This is a genomic window from Hymenobacter sp. 15J16-1T3B (assembly GCF_020711235.1).
Taxonomy (GTDB): Bacteria; Bacteroidota; Bacteroidia; order Cytophagales; family Hymenobacteraceae; genus Solirubrum.
Genome location: NZ_JAJFAV010000001.1, coordinates 79521 through 103526 on the forward strand (window position 1 = coordinate 79521; position 24006 = coordinate 103526).

Genomic DNA, 24006 nt, shown 5'->3' on the forward strand with positions numbered 1-24006 from the left:
CGTGGGTAAAACTTACCCCGCCCCCGGCGCCTCGGCTTATTTATTTACCGGCTTCAGCGGTTTCACCTTGAAGCCCTCGAAAATGCTCTTGCTGTCAATCAGCCCGTTGATCTGCCCGACGACGCGGAAAAACACCTCCAGTTGGTCGGCGGATACTTTCTCCCGAATCTTCTGGTTGAACTGCCGCACCGTTTGCCGCGACACCTCCTTTTTCTTCAGCCCTTCTTCGGTCAGGAAGATGCGCACCGAGCGTTTGTCCTGCTGGTCGGCCTGCTTGTAGATCAAGCCCTTCTCCTCCATGGAGCGCAGAATGCGCGTGAGCGAGCGGGTTTCCAAGCCCAGCAGCGGCGCGATTTTGGTCGCGGGCGTGCCGTTTTCCTGGTCGATGTTCAGCAGCACGAAGCCGATGCTGGTGGTGATGTCGTGCTTGGCGGCCTGCACATTGTACATGCGCGAAATGGCGTGCCAGGCCACTTTGATGTTGTAGTCAACGGTTTCTTCGGGTCTCATCTCGGGGTCGATGTCCGGTAAACGTACGCAAATATGTTATGCTTGCATACTAGTTTACGAAAAAATTATCCGGGACGTTCCGACGCCTGAGTGATGAAGCACTTACCAATACATGCATAAGATAATTGAACCGGATAAAATATCAATCTGAACAAAGGCGCGCAGCCGTCATAGAAAAGCGCAGTTCATCTTGCGGCTGAGATGCACCCACTAAGAAGAACGTCATGCTGAGCTTGTCGAAGCATCTCTACCGCTTTGTTGAATCGTGCGGTAGAGATGCTTCGACAAGCTCAGCATGACGTTCTAGTGGCTTTAAATCAACTCCTTGGCTTACCGCGGCGCGTCAGCGTTATAGAGGCTGTCGATGATTTGCTTGTTGTTCTCGCTGATGACTTTGCGCTTGACCTTCATGGTCGGAGTCATTTCGCCCGATTCCACGGTCCAGAGCTTGGGCAGGATGGCTTCCTTCTTCACCTGCTCCCACTGCGCGAAGCTCTGGTTGTACTTGGTCACCAGCTCGTGGTACATCTTCTTGACCTGCTCGTTTTTGATTAGCTCCTCGTTGGAGCCGTTGACGGGCACGTTGTTGCGCTTGCACCAGCCCTTGAGCTCGTCGAAGGCGGGCACCAGCAGCACGGCGGGGAATTTCTGCCCGTCGCCGACCACCATGGCCTGCTCGATGAGCGGGGACTCCTTGAGCTTGCCCTCGATAACCTGCGGGGCCACGTACTTGCCGCCGGAGGTCTTGAACATCTCCTTTTTGCGGTCCGTGATTTTGAGGAAGCGGCCGTTGACAAACTCCCCGATGTCGCCGGTGTGGAACCAGCCCTCGGCGTCTATGGCTTCCTTGGTCAGGTCGGGCTTGTTGTAGTAGCCCTTCATCACGGAGGCCGAGCGGGTCAGGATTTCGCCGTCGGCGGCAATCTTCACCTCCATGTTGTCGATGAGCGGGCCCACGGTGCCGATGAGGTTATTCTCCGGCTCGAAACCGCCCACGGCGATAACCGGTGAGGTTTCCGTCAGGCCATAGCCTTCCATCACGCGGATGCCGGCGGCCCAGAACACCCGGGCCAAGCGCGGCTGCAGTGCCCCGCCCCCCGACACGATAACGCGGATGTTGCCACCCAGCGCCTCCTGCCACTTCGAGAAGATAAGCTTGCGGGCGAGGTTGAGTTGGGTGTTGTAGAAGAAGCCCTTATCCTGCTGCGTGTCGTACTCCAGGCCCAGGTTCAGGGCCCAGAAGAAGAGCTGCTTTTTCACGCCCGTTAGCTCGTGACCTTTCGCCACAATCTTGTCGTACACCTTTTCGAGCAGGCGCGGCACGGTGGTGAAGATGTTGGGGTGTACCTCGCGCAGGTTATCGGCAATGGTTTCCATGCTCTCGGCGTAGTAGATGCTCACGCCGTTGATCATGTAGAGGTAGGTTACCATGCGCTCGAAGATGTGGCAGAGCGGCAAGAAGCTCAGGGCCGAGTCGTCCTTGGTGACGGGCACGAAGGACTGCGAGCTGCGGCAGTTGCTCAGGATGTTGTCGTGGCTGAGCATCACGCCCTTGGGCGAGCCGGTGGTGCCGGAGGTGTAGATGAGCGTGAGCAGGTCGTCGGGCTGCACAGCGGCGCGCAGGGGCTCTAGGTCGGCCACGTTGCCCTTGCGGCCCAGTTCCAGCAGCTCGTCGAAGGGCCGGCCGCCGTTAATCTTGTCAAAAGTGAAGATGCAGCTGTCCGAAATATCCAGGTCGGCGGTGGCCTCTTTCACCTTGTCGTACAGCTCCTGATTGGCCACAAAAATGGCCTTTACGCCGGCGTCGGTGAAGATGTACTTGTAGTCTTCGGTGGTGATGGTAGGGTACATGGGCACCGTCACGGCCCCGAGCTGGGAGATGCCAAAGTCGGCGTACAGCCATTCGGGACGGTTCATCGAGATGATGGCCACCTTGTCGTCCTTGCCGATACCGATTTGGCGCAGGCCCAGGCTGACGAGGTTCACGGAGTCGAGCACCTGCTGGGTGCTCCATTTTTGCCACTCGCCGTTGCGTTTGGCGGCGAGGCAGTCGGCCTTGGGTGCGGTGGCCAACTGGTAGGGCAGAATATCAAAAGCGCGGCTAGGAGCTTGCATGAGAAGCAGAATTCGGGAGGGAAAAGCAGGTGAAAGAAATGGATTTTTCGGCGCAAAGCCTATTAAGGCGCTTTAAGCCTCATACGTAGGGCGGGCTTTTTGAGTAGTTTTGACCTACGCCGCCGCGGGCACTTGCGCCGCGGCGACACCCTTGCTATGAATCTGGCCCTGTTCTTCGACCCGCTCACCGACGATGTGCCCGCCGGCTCCGGTACGACGCTGGGCGCCCACGTCGCGCGCTTCGTGGATACCTTTCCCGACTGGCGCGGCGCCGATTTGGCCATCATCGGCCTGAACGAGTGGCGCGGCAGCGCCGGCGGCACGCCCGCCACCTCTGCCCCCGACGCCATTCGGCCGCGCTTCTACCAGCTGCAGCGTGGCACCGGCCCCTGCCGGCTGGTGGACCTGGGCAACCTGCGCAACGGCTTGACGCTGGAAGACACCTACCTGCGCCTGCGCGAAATCGTGGCGGCTCTGCTGGAGGAAAAGACGGTGCCCATCCTCTTGGGCGGCTCCCACGACCTCGACATCGGCCAGTTTCTAGCCTATGAAACCCTGGACCGGGCCGTGAGTTTGACTTGCATCGACGCGCGGGTGGACATGGTGGAGGAAGCGGGCGTGCCGGCCGAGGAAAGCCACCTGCGCCGCATCCTGATGCACGAGCCGAACTTCCTCTTCAACTTCGGCCAGCTCGCCCACCAGCAGTACTTAGTGCCCACGAGCGTGCTGGCCGCGTTGGAAAAGCTGCACTTCGAGACCCTGCGCCTGGGCCAGATTCGCGACGACGTGCGCCAGGCCGAGCCCCTGCTGCGCCAGGCCGACCTGATCAGCTTTGACCTCGCGGCCCTGCGCTGGCCGGAGTTTCCGGGCTATTTGCCGGCTTCGCCCTTCGGCCTGACGGCCGAGGAAGCGGCCCAGCTGTGCTGGTACGCCGGCCACAACGACCAGCTCACCAGCATCGGCCTTTACGGCTACCGCCCCGACCACGACCTGCTGGGCTTGGCGGCTTCTACCGCCGCGACCATGCTGTGGTACTTCGTGGAGGGCTACTACCACCGCCGCTACGAGACGGACTTTACCAGCCGGCGCTTCATTCGCTACGCGGTGGGGCTGCCCGGCAACCCGGCCAAGCTGGTATTTTACAAGGGCAAGCGCACGGAAAAGTGGTGGATGGAAGTCGAGAGCATGGCCGACCATTCGGTGCGGCGCATCGTGCCCTGCAGCTACCAGGATTACCTGCGCGCCGCCCAGGGTGACCTGCCCAACCGCTGGATTTTGACGCAGGCATTGTTGGGCTAACCCAACCGAGCAGTAACGTTGACCATGACCGAAGACTCGGGAATTCCGCACGAACCAAGTACCGCCGACGGGCAGCCGGTGGCGGCGCTGCCGGAGTACTCCAAGCACCAGTTGGCGCTGCGCAACGGGCAGGACCGCGACGAAATCTGGTTTGCCTACCGCGGGCTGATTTACGACGTGACCAAGTCGCGGCTGTGGCGCCGCGGCAACCACTACGAACACTGGGCCGGCCAAGACCTGACGGCCGAGCTGGAGCGCGACGCCCCGCACACCGTGAACGTACTCGATAAATTCTACGTCGTCGGCCGACTGAAATGAGTAGATAGGTTGATTAGGCACTCAGCCGTGCTTCGCCTGCCCCACCGGCCTACCTCGTTACCCAACTCCCTAATCACCCCACCCATGAGCACTACCGAAAGCGCCTCGCTCTACGATAACCTCGAAACCCGGCCCACCGCCCAGCTGCTGGCGGACATGAACCAGCTCGACCAGACCGTGCCGCTGGCCGTGCAAAAAGCCCTGCCGCAGGTAGAGGCTCTGGTAGAAGCCACCGTAGCCCGCATGCGCGAGGGCGGCCGGCTGTTCTACATCGGGGCGGGCACCAGCGGCCGGCTGGGCATTCTGGATGCTTCCGAGTGTCCGCCCACGTTTGGGGTGCCGCAGGGCTTGGTAGTCGGGCTGATTGCGGGCGGCGACTCGGCCATCCGCAAGGCCGTAGAAAATGCCGAAGACGACGCCGAGCAAGCTTGGCGCGACCTGCAAGCCCACAACATCAACGAGAAGGACGTGCTGGTGGGCATTGCCGCCTCGGGCCGCACGCCCTACGTCATCGGTGGGCTGGAGCAGGCCCGGCGGCAGGGGCTGACCACCGGCTGCATCGTGTGCAACGCCGGCTCCAAGGTGGCCGCTGCAGCGGAGTTTCCGGTGGAAGTGGTAACCGGCCCCGAGTTTGTGACCGGCAGCACGCGCCTGAAGGCCGGCACCGCGCAGAAACTGGTACTCAACATGCTCACCACGGCCACCATGATCCGCCTGGGCCGAGTGAAGGGCAACAAGATGGTGGACATGCAGCTCACCAACGCCAAGTTGGTGGACCGCGGGGAGCGGATGCTCATGGACGAGCTGGGCATCGAGCAGGACAAAGCCGCTGAGCTGCTGCAGCTGCACGGCTCGGTGCGGGCTGCCCTGGCGGCGCACCACGGGCACTAGCCGCTCCGGGTTGTGCTGGGCTTGGGTCCGACGGGTTTGGGCAGCAAGATCCTGCTGGCTTGCTTTGTGATGGCCGGCCTGTGGGCGGGCAGCATCCTCTATGGCATCAACGGCATTTACGGACAAGCGCCCACGCTGCCCGCGTGGTTCGTGGTGGGGTACGCTATCCTCTGGGTGACGCTTAGTCTATGGCTCGCGGCAGCGGGCGTGGTGGCCGAACGCCAGGGGCGAAAAGGCCTGGCGTTTGTGGCGTTGATGCTGGGAATATTCAGCCTGCTTGTAGCCGTAGCCTATGTGCAAGACTTGATAAAAAGCCGCCGGGCGTGAACACCGCACCGGGCTGTATCGTTAGGGAAGACCAGCTTGCAGCCCACTCTGGTCACCTAACTTTTTGTTACTGCACCGGCCTCATGCACACCATCGAACCCCACTACGCCTGGCTGGAGCAGTACCAGGCTTCCGAAGACGAACGTTCCCCACTCTACGGCGCCGAAAACAGCCTCGACAGCTACGTCAACACCATTTACGGCTACTACATCCACCCGCAGTGGGACGACATGGAGTCGGACACGTTGTTCCTCAAAATCCTCTTCGTGGACTACGAGGAGAAGGTAGGCGTCATCGAATTCATCGGCGAGTGGAACGACGCCATCGAAAACGACATCATGCAGCTCAAGCGGCAGATCATCGACCCGATGGTGCACGAGGGCATCCGCAAGTTCATCCTTGTGGGCGAAAACGTGTTCAACTTCCACGGCTCCGACGACTCCTACTACGAGGAATGGTTTGAGGACGTGGAGGACGGTTGGATTGCGGCCGTGAATTTCCAGGAGCACGTGGAGCGCGAAATGCGCCAGTACAACATCGACTCTTACATCAACTTCGGCGGGCAGCTCGACGAACTGCCCTGGCGCACGTACCCGCCCAAAAAGCTGGTGCACGTGGTCGACGGGCTGCTGCAGCGGCGGCTGGGCGCCTGAGTTCGTTTCGTCATCCTGGACTGACGGCGAGCCTTACCACATTGGGTAGCAACTGCCCAATCTTAAGCCATAAAAAACGGGCGCCCCGCAGCTGCGGGGCGCCCGTTTTTTATGGCTTCCAGGACCGAGGTCCGGAGCCGGCTATAATTACTGAGCCGGGGTCGTAGCGGGAGCCGGGGTAGCCTGGCTCGGGTTGGCATCAGCAGCGTCTTCCATGGCGTCAGCCTTAGCGTCGGCCGAGTCACGTACGGCATCAGCCTGCTCTTCCATGGCGTCAGCTTTGGCTTCGCCAGCGTTTTCTACTTGGTCGGCAGCGTTTTCCTGAGCGTTTTCTTTCTTGCTGTCGCACGAAGCGAAGGTGAACGAAGCGGCAGCCAGAGCGAGGAACAGAACCTTTTTCATGGTAATTGGTGTGGAGAAAATGGAGGTGAGTTTTCTTTGGTAGGCTTCTCCACCTTGCGGCGGCGAAATCTGCAGCTTTATACCCCGCACCGGCTCAGGTAACCCGTTGAGCTAAAAAAATTTCGGGCGGGCCTCCGAAAAGACCCGCCCGACACTGCCAAGGCAGATTATTTTTTGCGGTACACGATGCCGATGGGCACCCCGGTGAAGTCGAAATGCTCGCGCAGGCGGTTTTCGAGGTAGCGGGTGTACGACTCCTTCACGTACTGCGGCAGGTTGCAGAAGAAGGCGAAGACCGGGTTGTGCGTGGGCAGCTGCGTCACGTACTTGATGCGCACCATTTTGCCCTTGGTGGAGGGCGGCGGGTAGGCTTCGATTTCGCGCAGTATCACTTCGTTCAACTCCGAGGTGGGCACTTTCTTGCGCTTGTTCTCATACACCTGCATCACCGTCTCGATGGCCTTATGCACGCGCTGCTTAGTCACGGCCGAGGTGAAGACGATGGGCGGGTAGCTGATGGGCTTGATCTTGTCGTAAATCTGATCCTCGAACTCCTTGGCGGTGTTCGACTCCTTGTTTTCGATCAAATCCCACTTGTTCACCAAGATGACGATGCCCTTGCGGTTCTTGTCGGCCAGGGCGATGATGGCCACGTCCTGGGCTTCGATGCCACGGGTGGCGTCGAGCATGACGATAACGACATCCGACTCTTCCATGGCCCGCAGGGAGCGAAGGTTGGAATAGAACTCGATGTCCTCGTCGACGCGGGCTTTGCGGCGCAGGCCGGCGGTGTCGATAAGGATGAACTCGTTGCCGAAAGCGTTGTAGCGGGTGTGAATGGCGTCGCGGGTGGTGCCGGCAATGTCCGTCACGATGCTGCGCTCCTCGCCCAGCAGCACGTTCACCAGCGAAGACTTGCCCACGTTGGGGCGGCCCATCACGGTGATGCGCGGAATGCCCTCGTCGGGGTTTTCCACGCCTTCTTCCTCGAAGTGGCTAATCACGGCGTCGAGCAATTCGCCGGTGCCGGAGCCCGACTGCGAGCTGATGGGGAAAATGTCGCCGGTGCCCAAGCCCAAGGCGTAGAACTCGCCGGCGGCCTGGTAGCGGGCCGTCGAATCGGCCTTGTTGGCCACCAGGTAAATGGGCTTTTTGCCCTCGTAGCGGCGCAACACGTTGGCGAATTCCTCGTCCAAGGGGTGCAGGCCGGCGTCGACGTCGACCATGAAGAGGACCACGTCGGCCTCGTCGATGGCCAGCTTAACTTGCTTGCGGATGCTTTCCTCGAACACGTCGTCGGAGCCCACGACGTAGCCGCCGGTGTCGATAACGGTGAAGTACTTGCCCGTCCACTCGCCGTAGCCGTAGTGCCGGTCGCGCGTGACGCCCGACTGGTTGTCCATGATGGCTTTCCGCTCGCCGACGAGGCGGTTGAAGAGGGTGGACTTGCCCACGTTCGGGCGGCCCACAATGGCAATGGTATTTTGCATGGTGCTGACCCCAGCCGCCGCTCCGACCATGTGCGGCAGTGCCCGGGGTAGTTAAGTGAGTTGTTGGGTCGGGATGCTAAACCGTCATCCTAAGGCGCAGCCGGAGGACCTTCCTCCAGCCGTGCACGACGGTTAATTCTTAGTTCTGGCCTCCGTTCGAGGCAGAGCATTGGTGGCTGCGCTTATCAAGTGGTGCGGGGTTCGAGGCAGATCCTTCGGCGGCGCCTCAGGATGACGTGCTTCCGGCCCGCGCATCGTACCGGCCGCGCTACTCCGGTTTGTAACCGAAGCGGTTGAGCATTTTGGGGTCGGCGCGCCAGTTTTCGTTGACTTTCACGTGCAACTCCAGAAACACTTTTTTCTGGAAAAACTTCTCCATTTCCTCCCGGGCCCAGGTGCCCACTTTCTTCAGCGCCGCGCCGCCTTGGCCGATGATGATGCCCTTCTGCGAGGCCCGCTCGGTGTAGATGATGCCGCGGATGCGGATGATGTTGTCGTCTTCCTTGAACTCCTCGATGACCACTTCAGTGCTGTAGGGCACTTCTTTTTTGTAGAGCTTGAAGATTTTCTCGCGGATCATCTCCGAGGCGAAGAACCGTTCCGGCTTGTCGGTCAGCTCGTCCTTGGGGTAGAATGGTTCGTGCACGGGCAGGCGGTCCAGAATGTGCTGGAACACCTGCTCGGTGTTGAAGGCGTTCAGGGCCGAAATCGGGATGATTTCGGCGGCGTTGGGCATGTGCTCCCGCCAGTAGGCCATTTTGGCCTCCACTTCTTCCTGGGTAGCCTGGTCGATTTTGTTGATCAGCAGCAGAATGGGCACCTCCGAGCGGCGCAGGCGCTCCACCACGGGCTCCTCGTCGTGCTTCTCGTAGATATCCGTCACGAACAGAATCACGTCCGCGTCCTCCAGCGAGGAGTACACGAACGACATCATAGCCGACTGCAGCTCGTACTTGGGCTGGATGATGCCGGGCGTGTCGGAGTAGACGAGCTGAAAATCAGGGCCGTTCAGAATGCCCAGGATGCGGTGGCGCGTGGTCTGGGCCTTGCTGGTGATGATGCTGAGCCGCTCGCCGACCAGCACGTTCATCAGCGTGGACTTGCCCACGTTGGGCTTGCCAATGATGCTTACAAAGCCGGCGCGGTGCGGTTGGGGGTCGGTAGTCACAGCAGGTAATCAGTTAAGGGGCACAAAGGTACGGCTTTCGGGCCGCACCGGCAGCATGGGCTGAATAATAGCGGCTTACGCAGGAAAAGCGCCGAATGGCCGGGCGGCCAGCGCCGGGGCGCCGCTAGCAGCTGCGGACGGCCGTAGCTTTGCCTTGCTATGGCCCTGACCACCGTCCTCTTCGACCTCGACGACACGCTCTTCGACCACACCGGCACCGCCCGCGCGGCCCTGACGGCCAGCACGGCCCACTTTGCCTGGGCTGCTTCGGTAGAAATGGACGCGCTGTATGAGCGCTACAGCGCGCTGCTGGAAGCCATGCACCCGCGGGTGCTGGCCGGCGAGGTCAGTGCCGAAGAGGCCAGGTGCCGGCGGTTTCAGGAGCTGTTGGCACCCTACGCGGCGTTTGCCAACGACGCCGAGGCCAACGCGTTTGCTTTGTTTCACTACGGGCACTACCGCCGCCTGCGCCGGCCCATTGCGGGCGCCGTGGCCCTGCTCGCCGCCCTGAAGCCGCACTACCACCTCGGCATCGTGACGAACAACCGCACGGCGGAGCAGGAAGACAAGCTGGCGTTTTTGGGCATGACGCCGCTCGTCGATGCGCTTATCACCTCCGAAGCCGTGGGCGTAACCAAGCCCGACCCGCGCATTTTTCAGGTCGCGCTGCAGCGGCTGGGCGCCCGGCCCGCGGAAGCCCTGCTCATCGGCGACAACTGGCGGGCCGACGTGCTCGGGGCGCGGGCGACGGGCATCCGGCCGGTGTGGCTGAACCGCTTCGGCGCCGCCTGCCCCGACGCGGCCGTGCCCGTGCTGACGGGTTACGAACCGCTGCCCGAGGTCCTGCGGGTCATCGATCCGGCCCGCTACGCCTGAACGGCCCCGGCGGCGCGCCGATTTGCGGAATAAGTCAACGGGAATTGCGGAAATGGTCAGCAAAACCGGCGGCCCCGGGGCAGACCTTTGAATCGTCGCCGCTACGGTTGCTGGCGGCCGTACTTCTAACCGCTTCCGGCCATGTTTATCGGTCATTTCGGCCTCGCCCTCGGCGCCAAAACGGCGCAACCCCGCGTTTCTCTCGGCACCCTGTTTCTGGCGGCGCAGTTTGCCGATTTGCTCTGGCCTACCCTGCTGCTGCTGGGGCTGGAACGCGTGGCCATTCAGCCCGGCATCACCCACATGACGCCGCTGAATTTTGAGCATTACCCCATTTCGCACAGCCTGCTGCTGCAGCTGGTGTGGGGTGCGGCGCTGGGCCTGGGCTACGGCCTGCTGCGGCGCAACTGGCGCGGCGCGGCCCTGGTAGCCCTGCTGGTGCCCTCGCACTGGCTGCTCGACTTGCTCATGCACCGCCCCGACCTGCCGCTGTTTCCGGGCCACTCGCCGCTGCTGGGCCTGGGGCTGTGGAACCACCCGCTGGCCGCCCAGCTGCTGGAAGCGGTGACGTTCTTCGGCGGGCTGGCCTCGTACCTGCGCCACACCGCGGCCCGCAATAAGGCCGGCGTCTACGCGCTCTGGTCACTGGTGGCGTTCCTGCTGCTGATTCAAGTCGGCAACCTACTCGGGCCCGCGCCGACCAGCGTGACGGCCCTGGCCTGGGCCGGGCAGCTGCAGTGGCTCATCGTGCTCTGGGGCTACTGGGCCGACCGCAACCGCGCCGCGGTCCCGGCCAAAGCGCCGGCCGCCTTGCCCCAGCTGGCGCCGTAACCGCTCAGGCGGCTTGCTGCTTCCGAAACGCGCCGGGCGTCTGGCCGGTCCAGCGCTTGAAGGAGCGCACGAACACGCTGGGCTCGGAGTAACCGAGCAGGAAGGCCACGTCGGTGGTGCTCAGGTGCGGGGCGCGCAGGTGCCGCTCGGCCAGTTCGCGGCGCACTTCGTCGAGCAGCTGCTGGTAGCTCAGGCCGGCCTCGCGCAAGTGCAGCTGCAGGGTGCGCACGCCCATGGCCAGGGCATCGGCCACGGCGGCCAGCGTGGGCTCGGCGCCCTTCAGCAGCCGCACGATTTCGCGCTTCACGCGGTCGGGCAAGGTGGGCTGCCGCAGCTGGGCCAGCAGGGCGTCGGCGTGCTGCTCAAACAGCGGAAACAGCGCCGGGTTGGCGTTGAGCACCGGCAGCGCCAGCGCGGCCGCATCGAATCCCAGGCCCGCGCGCGGCGTGCCGAACGTGAGGGCGGCGGGCGCGAAGGCGCGCTGGTGCGCCGCGGTGTCGGCGGGACGCGGGTAGGCCAGGTGCACGGCGCGCGGGGCCAGCGGCTGGCCGGTGAGGGCCCGGCAAGCGTGCAGGTAGAGCGTCAGCTCGGAGTTCAGCACGTGGTCGGGGTGCACGATGGCCGGGCTGAGCAGCTCCACTTCCAGCCACGCCACGTCGCCTTCCTGGCGCAGGGTGGTGCGGGAGGCGTCGCAGCCGATATCCTGGTAGCGGCACAGCTGCTGCAGGGCCGCCCCAAGCGTGGGGGTGTGCATGAGCACGTACGAAAGAATGCCGAGGGCCAGCGGGTTGACCTGTTCCCCAATGAGCAGGCCCAGGTGGGGGTTGTCGGCGGCGTGCACGGCTTCGCCCCAGAGGCGCTGCACGGTGGCCACGGGCACACGAGCATCGGGCTGCTGCAGCTGGGCGGGGTCCACCCCGCTGCGGCGGCAGAGGTCGGCGTAATCGGCACCGTGGCGGACGGCAGCCCACAGAATCAGGTTCAGCGAACCGGCCGAAAGGGTACCATTGGGGCGCAGTTGGTCGTCGGGAGCGGGCATGGGTCAAAGTAACCGGGTCGGGTGCATTTATGATATAAATCAGCCTCGGACTTTCGCCCGGCGGCCGGCGGCGCAAACTTTACCGGGGCTACCTTTGTATCTGCAATCCAACGCGTCGGCCCGACTTCGTCCTATTCGGCGCGCTGCTTTCCCGTTTATGCCCGCTTCTCCCGCTTCTACCAAAGGCCGCATCGGCGTGCTGCTCGTCAACCTCGGCACGCCCGACTCGCCGAGCACCAGCGACGTGCGCCGCTACCTCAACGAGTTTCTGACCGACGCCCGCGTCATCGACATGCCCGCCGCGGTGCGCTACCCGCTGTTTCAGGGCCTGGTGGTGCCGCTGCGCGCGCCCAAGTCGGCCAAAATCTACCAGCAGCTCTGGGATGAGCGCGGCTCTCCCCTGCTCTACCACGGCCTCGACCTGCAAAAGCTGGTGCAGGAAACGCTGGGCAAGGACTACCTCGTGGCCTTCGGCATGCGCTACCAGAACCCCAGCATCGAATCGGCGCTGCAAGAGCTGCGCGACGCGGCCGTGGACCGCATCATCGTGCTGCCCCTGTTTCCGCAGTACGCGGCGGCCAGCACCGGCTCGGTGCAGGAAAAGGTAATGGACATTGTGAAGGACTGGTGGGTGGTGCCCAGCATTAGCTTCATCAGCACCTTCGTCGAGGACCCGGGCTTTATCGGCACTTTTGCCACCCTGGGCAAGGCCGAAATGGCCAAGCGCGACTACGACCACGTGGTGTTCAGCTACCACGGCATTCCGGAGCGTCACGTGCTGAAGGGCAGCCACAAGGGCTACTGCAAGCTGGGCAACTGCTGCAACAGCTACAACAAGAACAACCGCTACTGCTACCGCGCCCAGTGCTTCGAAACCTCGCGGCAGCTGGCGGCGGCCCTGGGCCTGAGCCCCGAGCAGTACAGCACCACCTTCCAGAGCCGCCTGCAAAGCCGCCTGCGCGACCCGTGGCTGCAGCCCTACACCGACGAGGTGCTCAAGACCCTGCCGGGCAAGGGCATCAAGAACGTGCTGGCCTTCAGCCCCGCCTTCGTGGCCGACTGCCTCGAAACTACCATCGAAGTGGGCGAGGAATTCAAGGAAATGTTTGAGCAGGCCGGCGGCTCGCACTGGCAACTGGTGCCCTCGCTGAACTCGCACCCGCAGTGGGTCGAGGCCGTAGCCGACATGATCCGCCGCAACTAGCCGCGTTTTCCCAGGCGCTTGCCGAGCCGCTTCTCAGCCTTTGCCGGGCCGGGAAGCGGCTTTGTTATTCCGCCGGCTCGCCGCCGAAATGCCACTGCATGCCGAGGCCGGTGGCCAGGAGCTGCACCGAGGGAAACCTCGCCTGCACCGGAAACAGGAAGCTCTGGCTTAGCTGCAAGCGCAGCCGCGGCGTGAGCCGCACGAAGATGTTGTAGCCCGGCTGCAGCGTGAGGCCGCCGTAGCCCGGACGGTTGCGCGTGACCACCCGCTCCCACCCGCCGAACGGATCAGTTGGGTCGGGGTTGGACACGAATTCGCGGCTGACGGTGCGCCAGCGCAGAAAGTCGTAGCCGGCCAGTTTGACGCCCGCGCTCAGAGCAATGCTCTCGTCGGGCGTCCAGACGTAGGTGGGCTGCAGGTAGGCGTAGCCGTAGCGCACCCGGTACGAGGCGGGCAGGTCGCAGAGGTCGGGGCAGAAGGTTTCATAGGCGTAGCCGGCGCCGTAGCCCAGGCCGCCGTACACCGTCCAGCGGTGGTGGCGCGGCCGGGCGAAGGTGTACCCGGCGCCGGCTTCGGCGCTGTAGGCCCAGTGCCCGTGCTTCGGGCGGATGCGCTGGTGGGCGCTGCCGGTGAGCGTGAGGCGCTCGGAGAGGCCGTGGGCCACTTGCACGTCGGTGCCGTGCACGCCCAAGTTGGCGCCTAGTTCGGTTTGGCCACCTTGCTGCACCAAGGGCGTTTGCAGGGTGTGGGGTACCACGGCGGCGCAGCCGCTGAGCAGGGCCGCGAGGCCGGTAGCCGAAATAAATTTCACGAGCATCACCGCGGAAGTAGAACACGCCTTTGTACTCAGAGCGCAGTAGGCTAAAAACAGTTGTCAGGCCGGGTACAATCGATTGTTGCGCTGGCCTCCGGACTAATTACGTTGCCGAATTCAGAACGCACTGCCCAATATTTTTCGCGCTATTAAAAAACCCTGGCCTACGAATTGCGGTTGATGCCCCGTAAAAGATTTGCAATTCTGGAATTGCGGCTGCTACCTTTGCCGCAGCAATTCTGCTCAGGATTGTTTTTATACAGAGGCGTGGAGAGACTGGCTCCGGGAAGCGCCGGCAACCATCGGGAAAGTCCCGAACGGTGCCAATTCCAGATCATATAAAAACACCGCTTGTCGTGAACTTCGACTTCACCCCCCGCGCAATGATGGCTGGCCCCGCTGCTCCGCAGCTGGCTTCCTACGGCTTCGACAACGGCTGTTGCTGTTGTATGCCGATGCGCCGCGCGTGTTGTTGAGGCTGTAGTACGACCTCCCGTTCCCGTTCTGCTGGAAACGCCCGACAACTAAGCGCCAAGCCCTTGCGCGCCGCTTAGCCGTGTCTGGCCCCGTCGCTTGAGCTTGTCTCGCCCCCGGGGTCATCCAGCTTCCCCTTCCTTTCTACTCTCCGACGCCGTCCGCGCTGGTTGCGCGGCTGGGTCACAGCCTTATTGCGCATGTCGACGCTTATCGATGCCCAGGTGGCGCAACTCCGGCAGCAAATTGCCGGCGCCGATGCCTTGGATATCCTGCGCGCTGTAGCGGCCGAATTCGGCGGCAAAGCCACATTTTCCACCTCTTTCGGGCTCGAAGATCAGGTAATTACCCACCTGATTTTTGCCCACGATTTACCCATCGAAGTATTCACGCTCGACACCGGTCGGAATTTCCAGGAAACCTATTCCACCTGGAGCAAAACCGTGCTGAAATACGGCAAAACCATCCGCGCCTATTACCCCAATCAGGACGAGGTGGCCGCGCTGGTGGAACGCCAGGGTCCCAACGGGTTCTACGAAAGCGTGGACGCCCGCAAGGCCTGCTGCCACGTGCGCAAAGTGGAGCCGCTGAGCCGCGCCCTCACCGGCAAAGCCGCCTGGGTCACGGGCATCCGCAGCGAGCAGTCGGCCAACCGCACCGGCATGCACGCGGTGGAGTGGGACGCCAACTACCAGCTGTTCAAAGTCAACCCGCTGCTCGACTGGACCTGGGAGCAAACCTGGGCGTTCGTCCGCGAATACAGCATTCCGCACAACCCGCTGCACCTGCAGGGCTTCGTGAGCATCGGCTGCGCGCCGTGCACCCGGGCCATCAAGCCGGGCGAAGACTTCCGCGCCGGCCGCTGGTGGTGGGAAGATCAATCGGCCAAGGAGTGCGGCCTGCACCACACCGCAGCCCCGGCGGAGGCTTCGGCCGCCGTCATTACCGCACATTAGAACGTCATGTCGAGCTTGTCGAGACACCTCGCGTGCTGATGTGGGATAGTAAGCTGATGATTGATTTACTATCCGACGAGATGTCTCGGCGGCGCTCGACCTGACGAGCTGCCGGGGCCGCCCCGCAAGCTCCGATTCCACTCCGCGCTCCTACCGCATTCCCCGCTTTTCCTGACTTCCTCACAATCGGCCCGAAACGGCCGAACAGGCACCCTTTTGCCGTATGCCTACGCTCCCCCGCTTAGATTATCTTGATCGGCTCGAAGCCGAAGCCATCCACATCCTGCGCGAAGTGGCCGGGCAGTTTCAGCGCCCCGCCCTGCTATTCTCGGGCGGCAAAGACTCCATTGCCCTGGTGCGCCTGGCCCAGAAAGCCTTCCGCCCCGGCAAGTTCCCCTTCCCGCTGGTGCACATCGACACCGGCCACAACTTCCCGGAGGTGCTGGCCTTTCGCGACCAACTGGCCGCCGAGCTGAGCGAGCAGCTGATTGTGCGGCGCGTGGAAGACACCATCAAGCAGCGCGGGCTGCGCGAGCCGGGCGGCAAGTTCCCCAGCCGCAACGCCCTGCAGACCTACACCCTGCTCGACACCATCGAGGAATTTGGCTTCGACGCCTGCATCGGCGGGGCGCGGCGCGACGAGGAAAAGGCCCGGGCCAAAGAGCGCATCTTCTCGGTGCGCGACGAGTTTGGGCAATGGGACCCGCGCCGGCAGCGCCCCGAGCTCTGGAACATCTACAACGGGCAGATTCAGCCCGGTGAAAACGTGCGCGTCTTCCCGATTTCGAACTGGACGGAGCTGGACGTGTGGAACTACATCCAGCGCGAGAACATCCCGCTGCCCAGCATCTACTTCGCTCACGAGCGGCGCTGCGTGGTGTTGCCCTCCGGCCAGCTGCTGGCCGTGACCGAACACCTCACGCTGGACGCTACGGACGAGCTGACGACCCGGCAAGTGCGCTTCCGCACCGTGGGCGACGCCACCTGCACCGCCGCCGTGGAAAGCGACGCAGCCACGCTGGACGCCATCATCGAGGACATCCTGCAGGCCAAAGTCAGCGAGCGGGGCGCTACCCGGCTCGACGACCGGATTTCGGAAACCGGCATGGAAGACCGGAAGCGCAACGGCTATTTCTAAGTGGTGAAGTTGTGAAAGGCAAAGTTGCGAATAACCATAACCCGCACACAACCCGCCATTTACAGCTTCACAAACTCACCACTTCCCAATCTCACCTTTGACATGGACCTTCTCCGATTTATCACCTGCGGCAGCGTCGACGACGGCAAGAGCACGCTGATTGGCCGCCTGCTCTACGACTCCGACGCCGTGTCCTTGGACGTGCTGGCGGCCCTGGAAGAGCAGAACCGCACCTCCGCCGCCGGCACCGTGGACCTGGCGCTGCTCACCGATGGCTTGCGCGCTGAGCGCGAACAGGGCATCACCATCGACGTGGCGCACAAGTACTTTACCACGCCGCGCCGCAAGTTCATCATCACCGACACACCCGGCCACGTGCAATACACCCGCAACATGGTCACGGGCGCCTCCAATGCCGATTTGGCCATTGTGCTGGTGGATGCGCGGCAGGGTGTAGTGGAGCAGACGCGGCGGCACAGTATCGTGGCGGCCCTGCTGGGCATCCGGCACTTCGTGCTGGCAGTCAACAAGATTGACCTGGTGGGCTATTCCGAGCAGGTGTTTCGCGACATCGTGGCCGACTACGCCGCCGTGGCCGACCAGCTGGGCCTGCGGCAGGTGGTGAGCATTCCGATTAGCGCCCTGAACGGCGACAACGTGGTAAAGGCCTCCGCCAATCTGCCCTGGTACCAGGGCCCGAACCTGCTGGCCCACCTCGAAACCGTGGACGTGAGCCGCGAAGCCAGCACCGACGCTGGCCGCTTCCAGGTGCAGTACGTCATCCGGCCCCAGACCGCGGCGCTGCCCGACTACCGCGGCTACGCCGGCCGCATTCAGAGCGGGGTGTACCGCGCGGGCGAGAAAGTGGTAGTGCTGCCCGCCGGCATCGAAACCACGCTGGCAGCTATTGAAATAGACCAGCAGCCGGTGTCGGTAGCCGTGGCCCCGCAGGCCGTAGTGCTGCGCCTCGCCGACGACGTGGACGTGAGCCGCGGCGACACCATAGCTCCGCTAACCCAGGCGCCGGAACCCACGCGGGAGCTGGAAGCCACGCTATGCTGGATGGAGGAGCGCGCCCTGCGCCCCGGCCGCAAGCTGCTGGTGCAGCACCACGCCGCCAAAACTAAGGCCGTGGTGCAGACCATCATGTCGAAGACGGACATCCAGTCCTTCACCCAGCAGGAGGCCAGCGAAGCCCGGCTCAACGACATTGTGCGGGTGCGGCTGAAAACCGCTGCGCCGCTGGCCGCCGACACCTACCAGCAAAACCGCACCACCGGCGCCTTCGTGCTGCTCGACGAGCAAACCGGCGCCACCCTGGCCGCCGGCCTGATCGAGCAGACGGCCTTGGTAGAGCCCGAATTTGAGATTTAACCCGCGGTATTGGGGCCGTCGGGCCCGGTACCGGTGAGGCCCTGCTGCCCGCGGGCGGCCACTTCACTCACTCCGGGGCCTTGCCGCCGCCTGGCCCGACGACCCACCCGCTCACCGGCTGACGCAGCCGCTTTTCCTCCCTTGCCATGTCCTCTTTCGTTGTTCCCCGCCTGACCGTAGTAGGTGCCGGCCCCGGCGACCCGGAGCTGATTACCGTGAAGGGCGCCCGCGTGCTGGCCGAGGCCGACGTGGTGCTCTACGATGCACTTAGCAACGCCGAGCTGCTCGACTACGCCCGCCCCGGCGCCAAAAAGGTGTACGTGGGCAAGCGCAAGGGCACCCGCGCCTACCTGCAGCAGGAAATCAACGACCTCATCGTGCTCTATGCCCGGGTGCACGGCCACGTGGTCCGGCTCAAGGGCGGGGACCCGTTCGTGTTCGGGCGGGGGCGGGAGGAAATGCTCTTCGCCCAGAGCCACGGCCTGCAGACGGCCTACGTGCCGGGCATCAGCAGCGCGGTGGCCGTACCCGGCAGCCTGGGCATCCCGGTCACGCACCGCGGCCTGAGCGAGGCCTTTCGGGTGATTACCGCCACTACGGCCAGCGGCGAACTGTCGCAGGAAGTCATCAAGGCGGCGCAGGCGCCCAAGGCCACGGCCGTGATTCTGATGGGGATGAGCCAGGTCGAGGCCATTGCCGATGCCTACGTGCACTTCGGCCACGGGCACCGGCCGGCGGCCGTGATTCAGGACGGCACGCTGCCCACGGCCCGGCTGCTGCAAACCACCGTGGCCGAGCTGCCGCGGCGCGTGGCCGAAGCGGGCCTGACCGCGCCGGCCATTATCGTCATCGGCGAAGTCGTCGACCTGGCCGCCGCGCCGGCCGACCTGGCCCCGCAGCTGGCGCCCCTCGCGGCCGTGGCCTAACCGCCGCACCTGCTCTCCCCTTCTTTTCTACGACCACCGCCTTTTCTCCAGTTCTTATGTCCACGTCCGACACCGGCCAGCGCCTGCCCATAGCCTTCGACGACCACGTGCTGCGCCAGCTCGCCGGCGACTTCAGCGAACAGCAGCTGCTGTGGCTGAGCGGCTACTTCTACGGCCGCTACGCCGCCGGCAGCGGCTCCGACCTGGCCGCCGCAGTGGCCCAGGTGGCGCCGGCCCAAACGACGCCCGCCGCGGCCGGTCGGCGCCTCACGGTGCTGTATGGCTCGCAAACGGGCAACAGCAAAAAAGTGGCTCTGCAAGCCGTGGAAGCGGCCCAGCAGCGCGGGCTTAACGCTACCGCCCGCGACATGAACGACTACCAAGGGCGGGAGCTGAGCAAGGAAGAAGTGCTGCTGGTCGTGGTCAGCACCCAGGGCGAGGGCGAGCCGCCGGTAGCGGCCGAGGAATTGCACCGGTTTCTGGGCAGCGCCCGGGCGCCCAAGTTGCCGCAGCTGCGCTACGCGGTGCTGGCCCTCGGCGACCGGAGCTATCTGCAGTTCTGCCAGACCGGCCGGGACTTCGACGAGCGCCTCGGCAAGCTAGGCGCCACTGCCCTGGCCCCGCGCGTCGACTGCGACCTGGACTTTCACGCCGACGCCCGGCAGTGGATTGCGGCGGTACTGGACGTCCTCGGCCAGCCGGCGACGTCCGCTGCGGTGAGCATCAAACGTGCGCCGGCGCCGCTGACGACCGAGGCGTACTCCCGTCACCATCCGTTGACGGCCGAGGTGCTGGAGAAGATTCAGCTCAACGGCCGCGGCTCAACCAAGGAAACCTACCACCTGGAGCTGTCCTTGGCCGGCTCCGGCCTGCAGTACGAGCCCGGCGACGCGCTGTCGGTGATTCCGACCAATTCCGAAGCCTTGGTAGAGGAAGTCTTGCGCGCCACTCAGCTCTCGGCCGATGCGCCGGTGCTGCTTAAGGGCGAGCGGCTGCGGCTGGCCACGGCCCTGACCGAGCGGCTGGAGCTGAGCACCCTCTCGCGCGACGTGCTGGAGCGCTACGCCCAGCACCAGCCGCAGCCCAAGCTGCGCGAGCTGGCCGGCGCCACGCAGCAGCTCCAGGCTTACCTCTACGGCCGCGACGCCGCCGACCTGCTGGTGGATTACCCGGCCGAACTATCGGCTCAGCAGCTGGTGGATACCCTGCGGCCGCTGCCGGCCCGGGCTTACTCCCTGGCCAGCAGCTTACTCGCCCACCCCGACGAGGCCCACCTCACCGTGGGGGCGGTGCGCTACGATGCCCACGGCCGCCGGAAGCAGGGCACGTGTTCGTGCTACCTGGCCGACCGCGTGCAGGTCGGCGACTCGCTCCGGGTGTTCGTGGAGCGCAACGAGTACTTCAAGCTGCCCCAGGACCCCAGCGCCAACATCATCATGGTGGGCGCAGGGACGGGGGTGGCGCCCTTCCGCGGCTTCGTGGAGGAACGGGCCGAGCGCGGGGCCAGCGGCCTGAACTGGCTGGTGTTCGGCAACCCGCACTTCACCACTGACTTTCTGTACCAAACCGAGTGGCAGCAGCACTTCAAGCGCGGCACTCTGGCCAAACTTCACGTCGCGTTTTCGCGCGACCAAACCGACAAAATCTACGTGCACAACCGACTCCTGGAATACGCCCGCGACGTGTACGACTGGCTCGAAAGCGGCGCCTACCTCTACGTCTGCGGCGACAAGCAGCGCCTGGCCGCGACGGTTCACAAAGCCCTGGTAAGCGTGGTGCAGCTGGAAAGCGGTGCCTCCTTGGAAGAGGCCGAAGCCTACGTGCGCGCCCTCAAAAAGCAGCGCCGCTACCTCGAAGACGTGTATTAAAGCCCTTGGCGAGGCTAGCGCGCAACAAGAACGTCATCCTGACGAAGGAAGGACCTTGCTCGCCCCCCGCAGCGCCGCTACCCGCGAAGTGCCGACGCTGGGTAATCAGAAAGGCCAAGCGCCGCCATATCCCAACGTCAACCCACTCGCAGCTTGGACTTAACCGGCCGTGCAAGGCTCGAGTAAGATCCTTCGCGAAGGCTCAGGATGACGTTCGATGATTGAAGTCACGCTGCCGCTCTGTCCGCTTACTGCGCCCACCGCTTCCATCCTCTCTCCTTAGCCGAACCCGTGATTATGAAGAAGCACTACGCTTCATCCTGGCTGACCCTTGCCGCTCTACTCGCGGCGGCTCCGGCGGCCGTAGCCCAGCAACAAATCCTCGCCATCAAAGGCACCGTGCGCGAAGCCGGCACCCAGCAGCCGCTGCCCGGCGTGAGCGTGAACATCAAGGGCGGTACTACGGGCACCGTCAGCGACGCGGCGGGGCAGTTTCAGCTCAAGGACCGGCTGCAGTTTCCCTTCGTGCTCGTGTTCAACATGATAGGTTACGAGCCCAAGGAACTCAGCATTCTGGACGCCAAAACGCCTATTTCGGTGGGCTTGGAGTCGAAGGCGGTGCTGACCAATGAGGTGGTGGTATCGGCTTCGCGGGTGGAGGAAAGCCGGCTGAAGTCGCCGGTGGCCATCGAGAAGCTCGACATCCGCGCCATCAAGGAGACGCCGGCGCCGAGCTTCTACGACGCGCTGGAAAACGTGAAGGGCGTGCAGATGACTACTTCCTCGCTGACCTTCAAGGTGCCGAACACCCGCGGCTTCAACATCCCGAACAACTTCCGCTTCATGCAGCTGGTCGACGGCGTGGACATGCAGGCCGCCACCCTGGGCGTGCCGCTGGGCAACGCCATCGGCCCGACCGAGCTGGACGTGGCCTCGGTAGAAATTACACCCGGCGCGGCGTCGGCCCTGTACGGTATGAATGCCATCAACGGTATGGCGAACCTGACCACCAAGAGCCCCTTCACCTACCAGGGCTTGAGCGTGTACCAGAAAGTAGGCGTCAACCATGTCGACGGCAAGGACCGCGCCCCAAGCGCGCTGACCGAAACGGCCGTGCGCTGGGCCCAAGCCGTGGGCGCCACGCAGCGCTTCGCCTACAAGGTGAACCTGAGCTACCTGCGCGGCACCGACTGGCTGGCCAACACCCAGACCGACCAGAACCCGCAGAACCTGAGCTCGGCCAACCCGCGCTTCCCCGAGCTGAGCGGCCCGAATAACCCGGCGGCCGACCTCTGGAACCGCTACGGCGACGACAACGCCGGCAACGCGAGCATCACCATTCCCTACAACGGCCGCAACGAAACCTTCAACGTGCGCCGCACCGGCTACTACGAGCGGGATTTGACGAACCCCATCGTGCGCAACATCAAAGCCGACGCCAGCCTGCACTACAAGCTCACCGACAAGCTGGAGCTGAGCTACGGCTACCGCTTCGGGCTGATGGACGGCGTGTTTCAGCGCGGCAACAAGATTCAGCTCGACGGCGTGACGGTGCAAAACCACAAACTGGAGCTGCGCGGCGCCGACTTCACCCTGCGCGGCTACATGCTGGTCGAAAACACCGGCAATTCCTACAACCTCAACCCGCTGGCGCTGAACCTGGATTTGCAGAACGGCTCCAACGCCGCTTGGGGCGCCAAATTCCGCAGCGAGTTGCAAAGCCAGCTGGGCGCCGGCGTAGGCTTGGCCGACGCCATGCGCCAAGCCCGCGTAGTGGCCGATGCCGGCCGCGCCCAGCCCGGCACGCCGGAGTTTGAGGCGCTCAAAAAGCAGATTATCAGCACCAACAACTGGGACAGCGGCGTGAACGTGCCCGGCGCGCCCACGCCCGGCGGGGCGGCCCTCACCCAGCGCAGCCACACCTACCACGCCGACGCGCTCTGGAACCTGGGTCCGCGCATCAAGTTCGCAGACGTGGTGCTCGGCGCCGACGCCCGCGTGTACGCCGTCATTCCCGACGGCAACAACTTCGTGGACTTCGGCCGCCCGCTCGCGGAGCGCACCCAGCCCGGTGGGGCCAACCAGTACTACCGCAAAATCGGCGGCTTTGCCCAGGCCACCAAGCTGCTCTTCCACGACCGGCTCAAGCTCACCGGCTCGTTGCGTCTCGACTACAACCCCGAGTTCAAGCCCAAGCTCAACCCGCGGATTGCAGCCGTGTACTCGGCCGGCGCGAATCAGAACCACAACTTCCGCGCCTCCTACCAGAACGGCTGGCGCTTCCCCTCGCTGTTTGAGGCGCTGTCGTTCGTCAACAACGGCAACGTGCGCCGCGTGGGCGGTCTGGCCCGCGTCAACGAGGGCCTAAACTACCTCGACAACTCCTACACGCTGACCTCGATTTCGACCTTCAACGCCGCGGTGAATGCCTACGTGGCCGCCAACGCCGGCACCACAGCCAACCAAGCCGCGCTGCGACCCGAAATCCGCAGCCTGCTGCAAGTCGGCAACCTGCCCACCGAGCAGCCCGAGCAAATCAATGCCTACGAGGTGGGCTACCGCAGCGTGCTGCTCGACAACCGCCTCTCCCTGGACATGGACGCCTACTACAACGTTTATTCCGGCTTCCTGGGCCAGGTGGAAGTGAGCGTGCCCAAGGATGCCACGGGCCAGCAGGTGCAGGTCGGCAGTGACGACGCGGTGCTGGCCGCGCTGAACGCGAACCGCGCCGCCCGGCAGGACCGTTACCGCGTGTACACCAACGCCCGCAACGACTACCGCAGCTACGGTTCCACCCTCGGCCTGACCTACAACGTGGTGCAGAAGTTCACCGTGGGCGGCAACGTGAGCTACAACGCGCTGTCGGAAAACAAGCAGGCCGACATCTTCGTGACCGGTTTCAACACCCCGAAGTGGGTGACCAACCTGACCTTCGGCAACCGCGAAGTGGTGCGCAATGTGGGCTTCAACGTGGTGTGGCGCCGCCAGAGCGCCTTCTACTGGGAAAGCCCGCTGGCCAACGGCCAAGTACCCAGCTACCAGACCGTCGACGCGCAGGTGAACGTGCGCGTGCCCGCCCTGAAGTCGACCATCAAAGTCGGCGGGGCCAACCTGCTCAACAACCGCTACATCCAGTACGCCGCCGGCCCGACCATCGGCGGGCTTTACTACGCGGCCCTCACTTTCGACGGCACGGTGCTGCGCTAACCAACCCAACCAGACCGTCCTGTCGAGCTTGCCGAGACATCACGCGTGCTGAGGTCCGGTAGTAATGTCCTCGTTCAACGAGCAGGTTACTAGCCAGCGAGATGTCTCGGCAAGCTCGACAGGACG

Annotated in this window: 21 protein-coding genes and 1 riboswitch; of the genes, 14 read left to right on the forward strand and 7 right to left on the reverse strand. The window is 63.8% G+C overall.

Annotation, left to right across the window (positions count from 1 at the left end; translation table 11 throughout):
* Window positions 1–36: 36 nt before the first annotated feature.
* The gene (locus tag LJ737_RS00350) at window positions 37–510 is read right to left on the reverse strand and encodes a MarR family winged helix-turn-helix transcriptional regulator (protein WP_227761670.1); all 474 of its coding nucleotides are present in this window, start codon (window positions 508–510) and stop codon (window positions 37–39) included.
* Between the two features lie 330 nt (window positions 511–840).
* On the reverse strand, window positions 841–2625 hold the full coding sequence (locus LJ737_RS00355) for an AMP-dependent synthetase/ligase (RefSeq protein ID WP_227761671.1): 1785 nt from the start codon (window positions 2623–2625) through the stop codon (window positions 841–843).
* A gap of 156 nt (window positions 2626–2781) precedes the next feature.
* Between LJ737_RS00355 and LJ737_RS00360 the strand changes: the two genes are divergently transcribed.
* The 5 genes from LJ737_RS00360 (at window position 2782) to LJ737_RS00380 (ending at window position 6113) form a co-directional block, all read left to right on the forward strand.
* Entirely contained in the window at window positions 2782–3924 is a 1143-nt protein-coding gene (locus LJ737_RS00360) for a formimidoylglutamase (RefSeq protein WP_227761672.1), read from the forward strand.
* An 87-nt stretch (window positions 3925–4011) separates the two neighbouring features.
* Entirely contained in the window at window positions 4012–4242 is a 231-nt protein-coding gene (locus LJ737_RS00365) for a cytochrome b5 domain-containing protein (protein WP_227762936.1), read from the forward strand.
* 84 nt (window positions 4243–4326) lie between these two features.
* Window positions 4327–5133 carry an N-acetylmuramic acid 6-phosphate etherase gene (murQ, locus tag LJ737_RS00370; protein WP_227761673.1) on the forward strand — a complete coding sequence of 269 codons (807 nt, stop codon included), beginning with the start codon at window positions 4327–4329 and terminating at the stop codon, window positions 5131–5133.
* A 36-nt stretch (window positions 5134–5169) separates the two neighbouring features.
* The gene (locus LJ737_RS00375) at window positions 5170–5460 is read left to right on the forward strand and encodes a hypothetical protein (protein ID WP_227761674.1); all 291 of its coding nucleotides are present in this window, start codon (window positions 5170–5172) and stop codon (window positions 5458–5460) included.
* A gap of 83 nt (window positions 5461–5543) precedes the next feature.
* The gene (locus tag LJ737_RS00380; RefSeq protein WP_227761675.1) at window positions 5544–6113 is read left to right on the forward strand and encodes a hypothetical protein; all 570 of its coding nucleotides are present in this window, start codon (window positions 5544–5546) and stop codon (window positions 6111–6113) included.
* Between the two features lie 147 nt (window positions 6114–6260).
* Here LJ737_RS00380 and LJ737_RS00385 read toward each other — a convergent pair whose 3' ends face one another.
* From LJ737_RS00385 to era, 3 genes are all read right to left on the reverse strand, one after another.
* Complete coding sequence (locus tag LJ737_RS00385) at window positions 6261–6515, reverse strand: hypothetical protein (RefSeq protein WP_227761676.1); 255 nt, start codon at window positions 6513–6515, stop codon at window positions 6261–6263.
* A 167-nt stretch (window positions 6516–6682) separates the two neighbouring features.
* Window positions 6683–8005 (reverse strand): ribosome biogenesis GTPase Der, encoded by a 1323-nt coding sequence (gene der, locus LJ737_RS00390; RefSeq protein WP_227761677.1) that lies wholly within the window; start codon window positions 8003–8005, stop codon window positions 6683–6685.
* Between the two features lie 268 nt (window positions 8006–8273).
* On the reverse strand, window positions 8274–9173 hold the full coding sequence (era, locus tag LJ737_RS00395) for a GTPase Era (protein WP_227761678.1): 900 nt from the start codon (window positions 9171–9173) through the stop codon (window positions 8274–8276).
* A gap of 159 nt (window positions 9174–9332) precedes the next feature.
* Here era and LJ737_RS00400 point away from each other — a divergent pair, with 159 nt between their 5' ends.
* Window positions 9333–10049, forward strand: a complete 717-nt coding sequence (locus LJ737_RS00400) for an HAD family hydrolase (protein WP_227761679.1) — start codon at window positions 9333–9335, stop codon at window positions 10047–10049.
* Between the two features lie 141 nt (window positions 10050–10190).
* Window positions 10191–10880, forward strand: a complete 690-nt coding sequence (locus LJ737_RS00405; RefSeq protein ID WP_227761680.1) for a hypothetical protein — start codon at window positions 10191–10193, stop codon at window positions 10878–10880.
* Window positions 10881–10884: 4 nt separating this feature from the next.
* Here the strand turns inward: LJ737_RS00405 and LJ737_RS00410 are convergent, their stop codons facing one another.
* Window positions 10885–11919 (reverse strand): AraC family transcriptional regulator, encoded by a 1035-nt coding sequence (locus LJ737_RS00410; protein ID WP_227761681.1) that lies wholly within the window; start codon window positions 11917–11919, stop codon window positions 10885–10887.
* 157 nt (window positions 11920–12076) lie between these two features.
* On the opposite strand from LJ737_RS00410, the gene hemH reads away from it, so the two are divergent.
* Window positions 12077–13123, forward strand: coding sequence for a ferrochelatase (gene hemH, locus LJ737_RS00415; RefSeq protein ID WP_227761682.1), 1047 nt, complete (start codon window positions 12077–12079; stop codon window positions 13121–13123).
* A 64-nt stretch (window positions 13124–13187) separates the two neighbouring features.
* Here the strand turns inward: hemH and LJ737_RS00420 are convergent, their stop codons facing one another.
* A complete protein-coding gene (locus LJ737_RS00420; RefSeq protein WP_227761683.1) occupies window positions 13188–13940 on the reverse strand; it encodes a hypothetical protein in 753 nt (250 codons plus the stop codon).
* A gap of 249 nt (window positions 13941–14189) precedes the next feature.
* Window positions 14190–14282, forward strand: a riboswitch (SAM riboswitch).
* A gap of 329 nt (window positions 14283–14611) precedes the next feature.
* Between LJ737_RS00420 and LJ737_RS00425 the strand changes: the two genes are divergently transcribed.
* The 6 genes from LJ737_RS00425 to LJ737_RS00450 all read left to right on the forward strand — a co-directional run bounded on the left by LJ737_RS00425 (window position 14612) and on the right by LJ737_RS00450 (window position 23880).
* Entirely contained in the window at window positions 14612–15367 is a 756-nt protein-coding gene (locus tag LJ737_RS00425) for a phosphoadenylyl-sulfate reductase (protein WP_227761684.1), read from the forward strand.
* A gap of 223 nt (window positions 15368–15590) precedes the next feature.
* Entirely contained in the window at window positions 15591–16505 is a 915-nt protein-coding gene (gene cysD, locus LJ737_RS00430) for a sulfate adenylyltransferase subunit CysD (protein ID WP_227761685.1), read from the forward strand.
* Window positions 16506–16607: 102 nt separating this feature from the next.
* A complete protein-coding gene (locus LJ737_RS00435) occupies window positions 16608–17879 on the forward strand; it encodes a sulfate adenylyltransferase subunit 1 (protein WP_227761686.1) in 1272 nt (423 codons plus the stop codon).
* 146 nt (window positions 17880–18025) lie between these two features.
* The gene (gene cobA / locus LJ737_RS00440) at window positions 18026–18805 is read left to right on the forward strand and encodes a uroporphyrinogen-III C-methyltransferase (protein ID WP_227761687.1); all 780 of its coding nucleotides are present in this window, start codon (window positions 18026–18028) and stop codon (window positions 18803–18805) included.
* A gap of 56 nt (window positions 18806–18861) precedes the next feature.
* Complete coding sequence (locus LJ737_RS00445; RefSeq protein ID WP_227761688.1) at window positions 18862–20673, forward strand: assimilatory sulfite reductase (NADPH) flavoprotein subunit; 1812 nt, start codon at window positions 18862–18864, stop codon at window positions 20671–20673.
* Window positions 20674–20970: 297 nt separating this feature from the next.
* Window positions 20971–23880, forward strand: a complete 2910-nt coding sequence (locus LJ737_RS00450; RefSeq protein ID WP_227761689.1) for a TonB-dependent receptor — start codon at window positions 20971–20973, stop codon at window positions 23878–23880.
* Window positions 23881–24006: the final 126 nt, after the last annotated feature.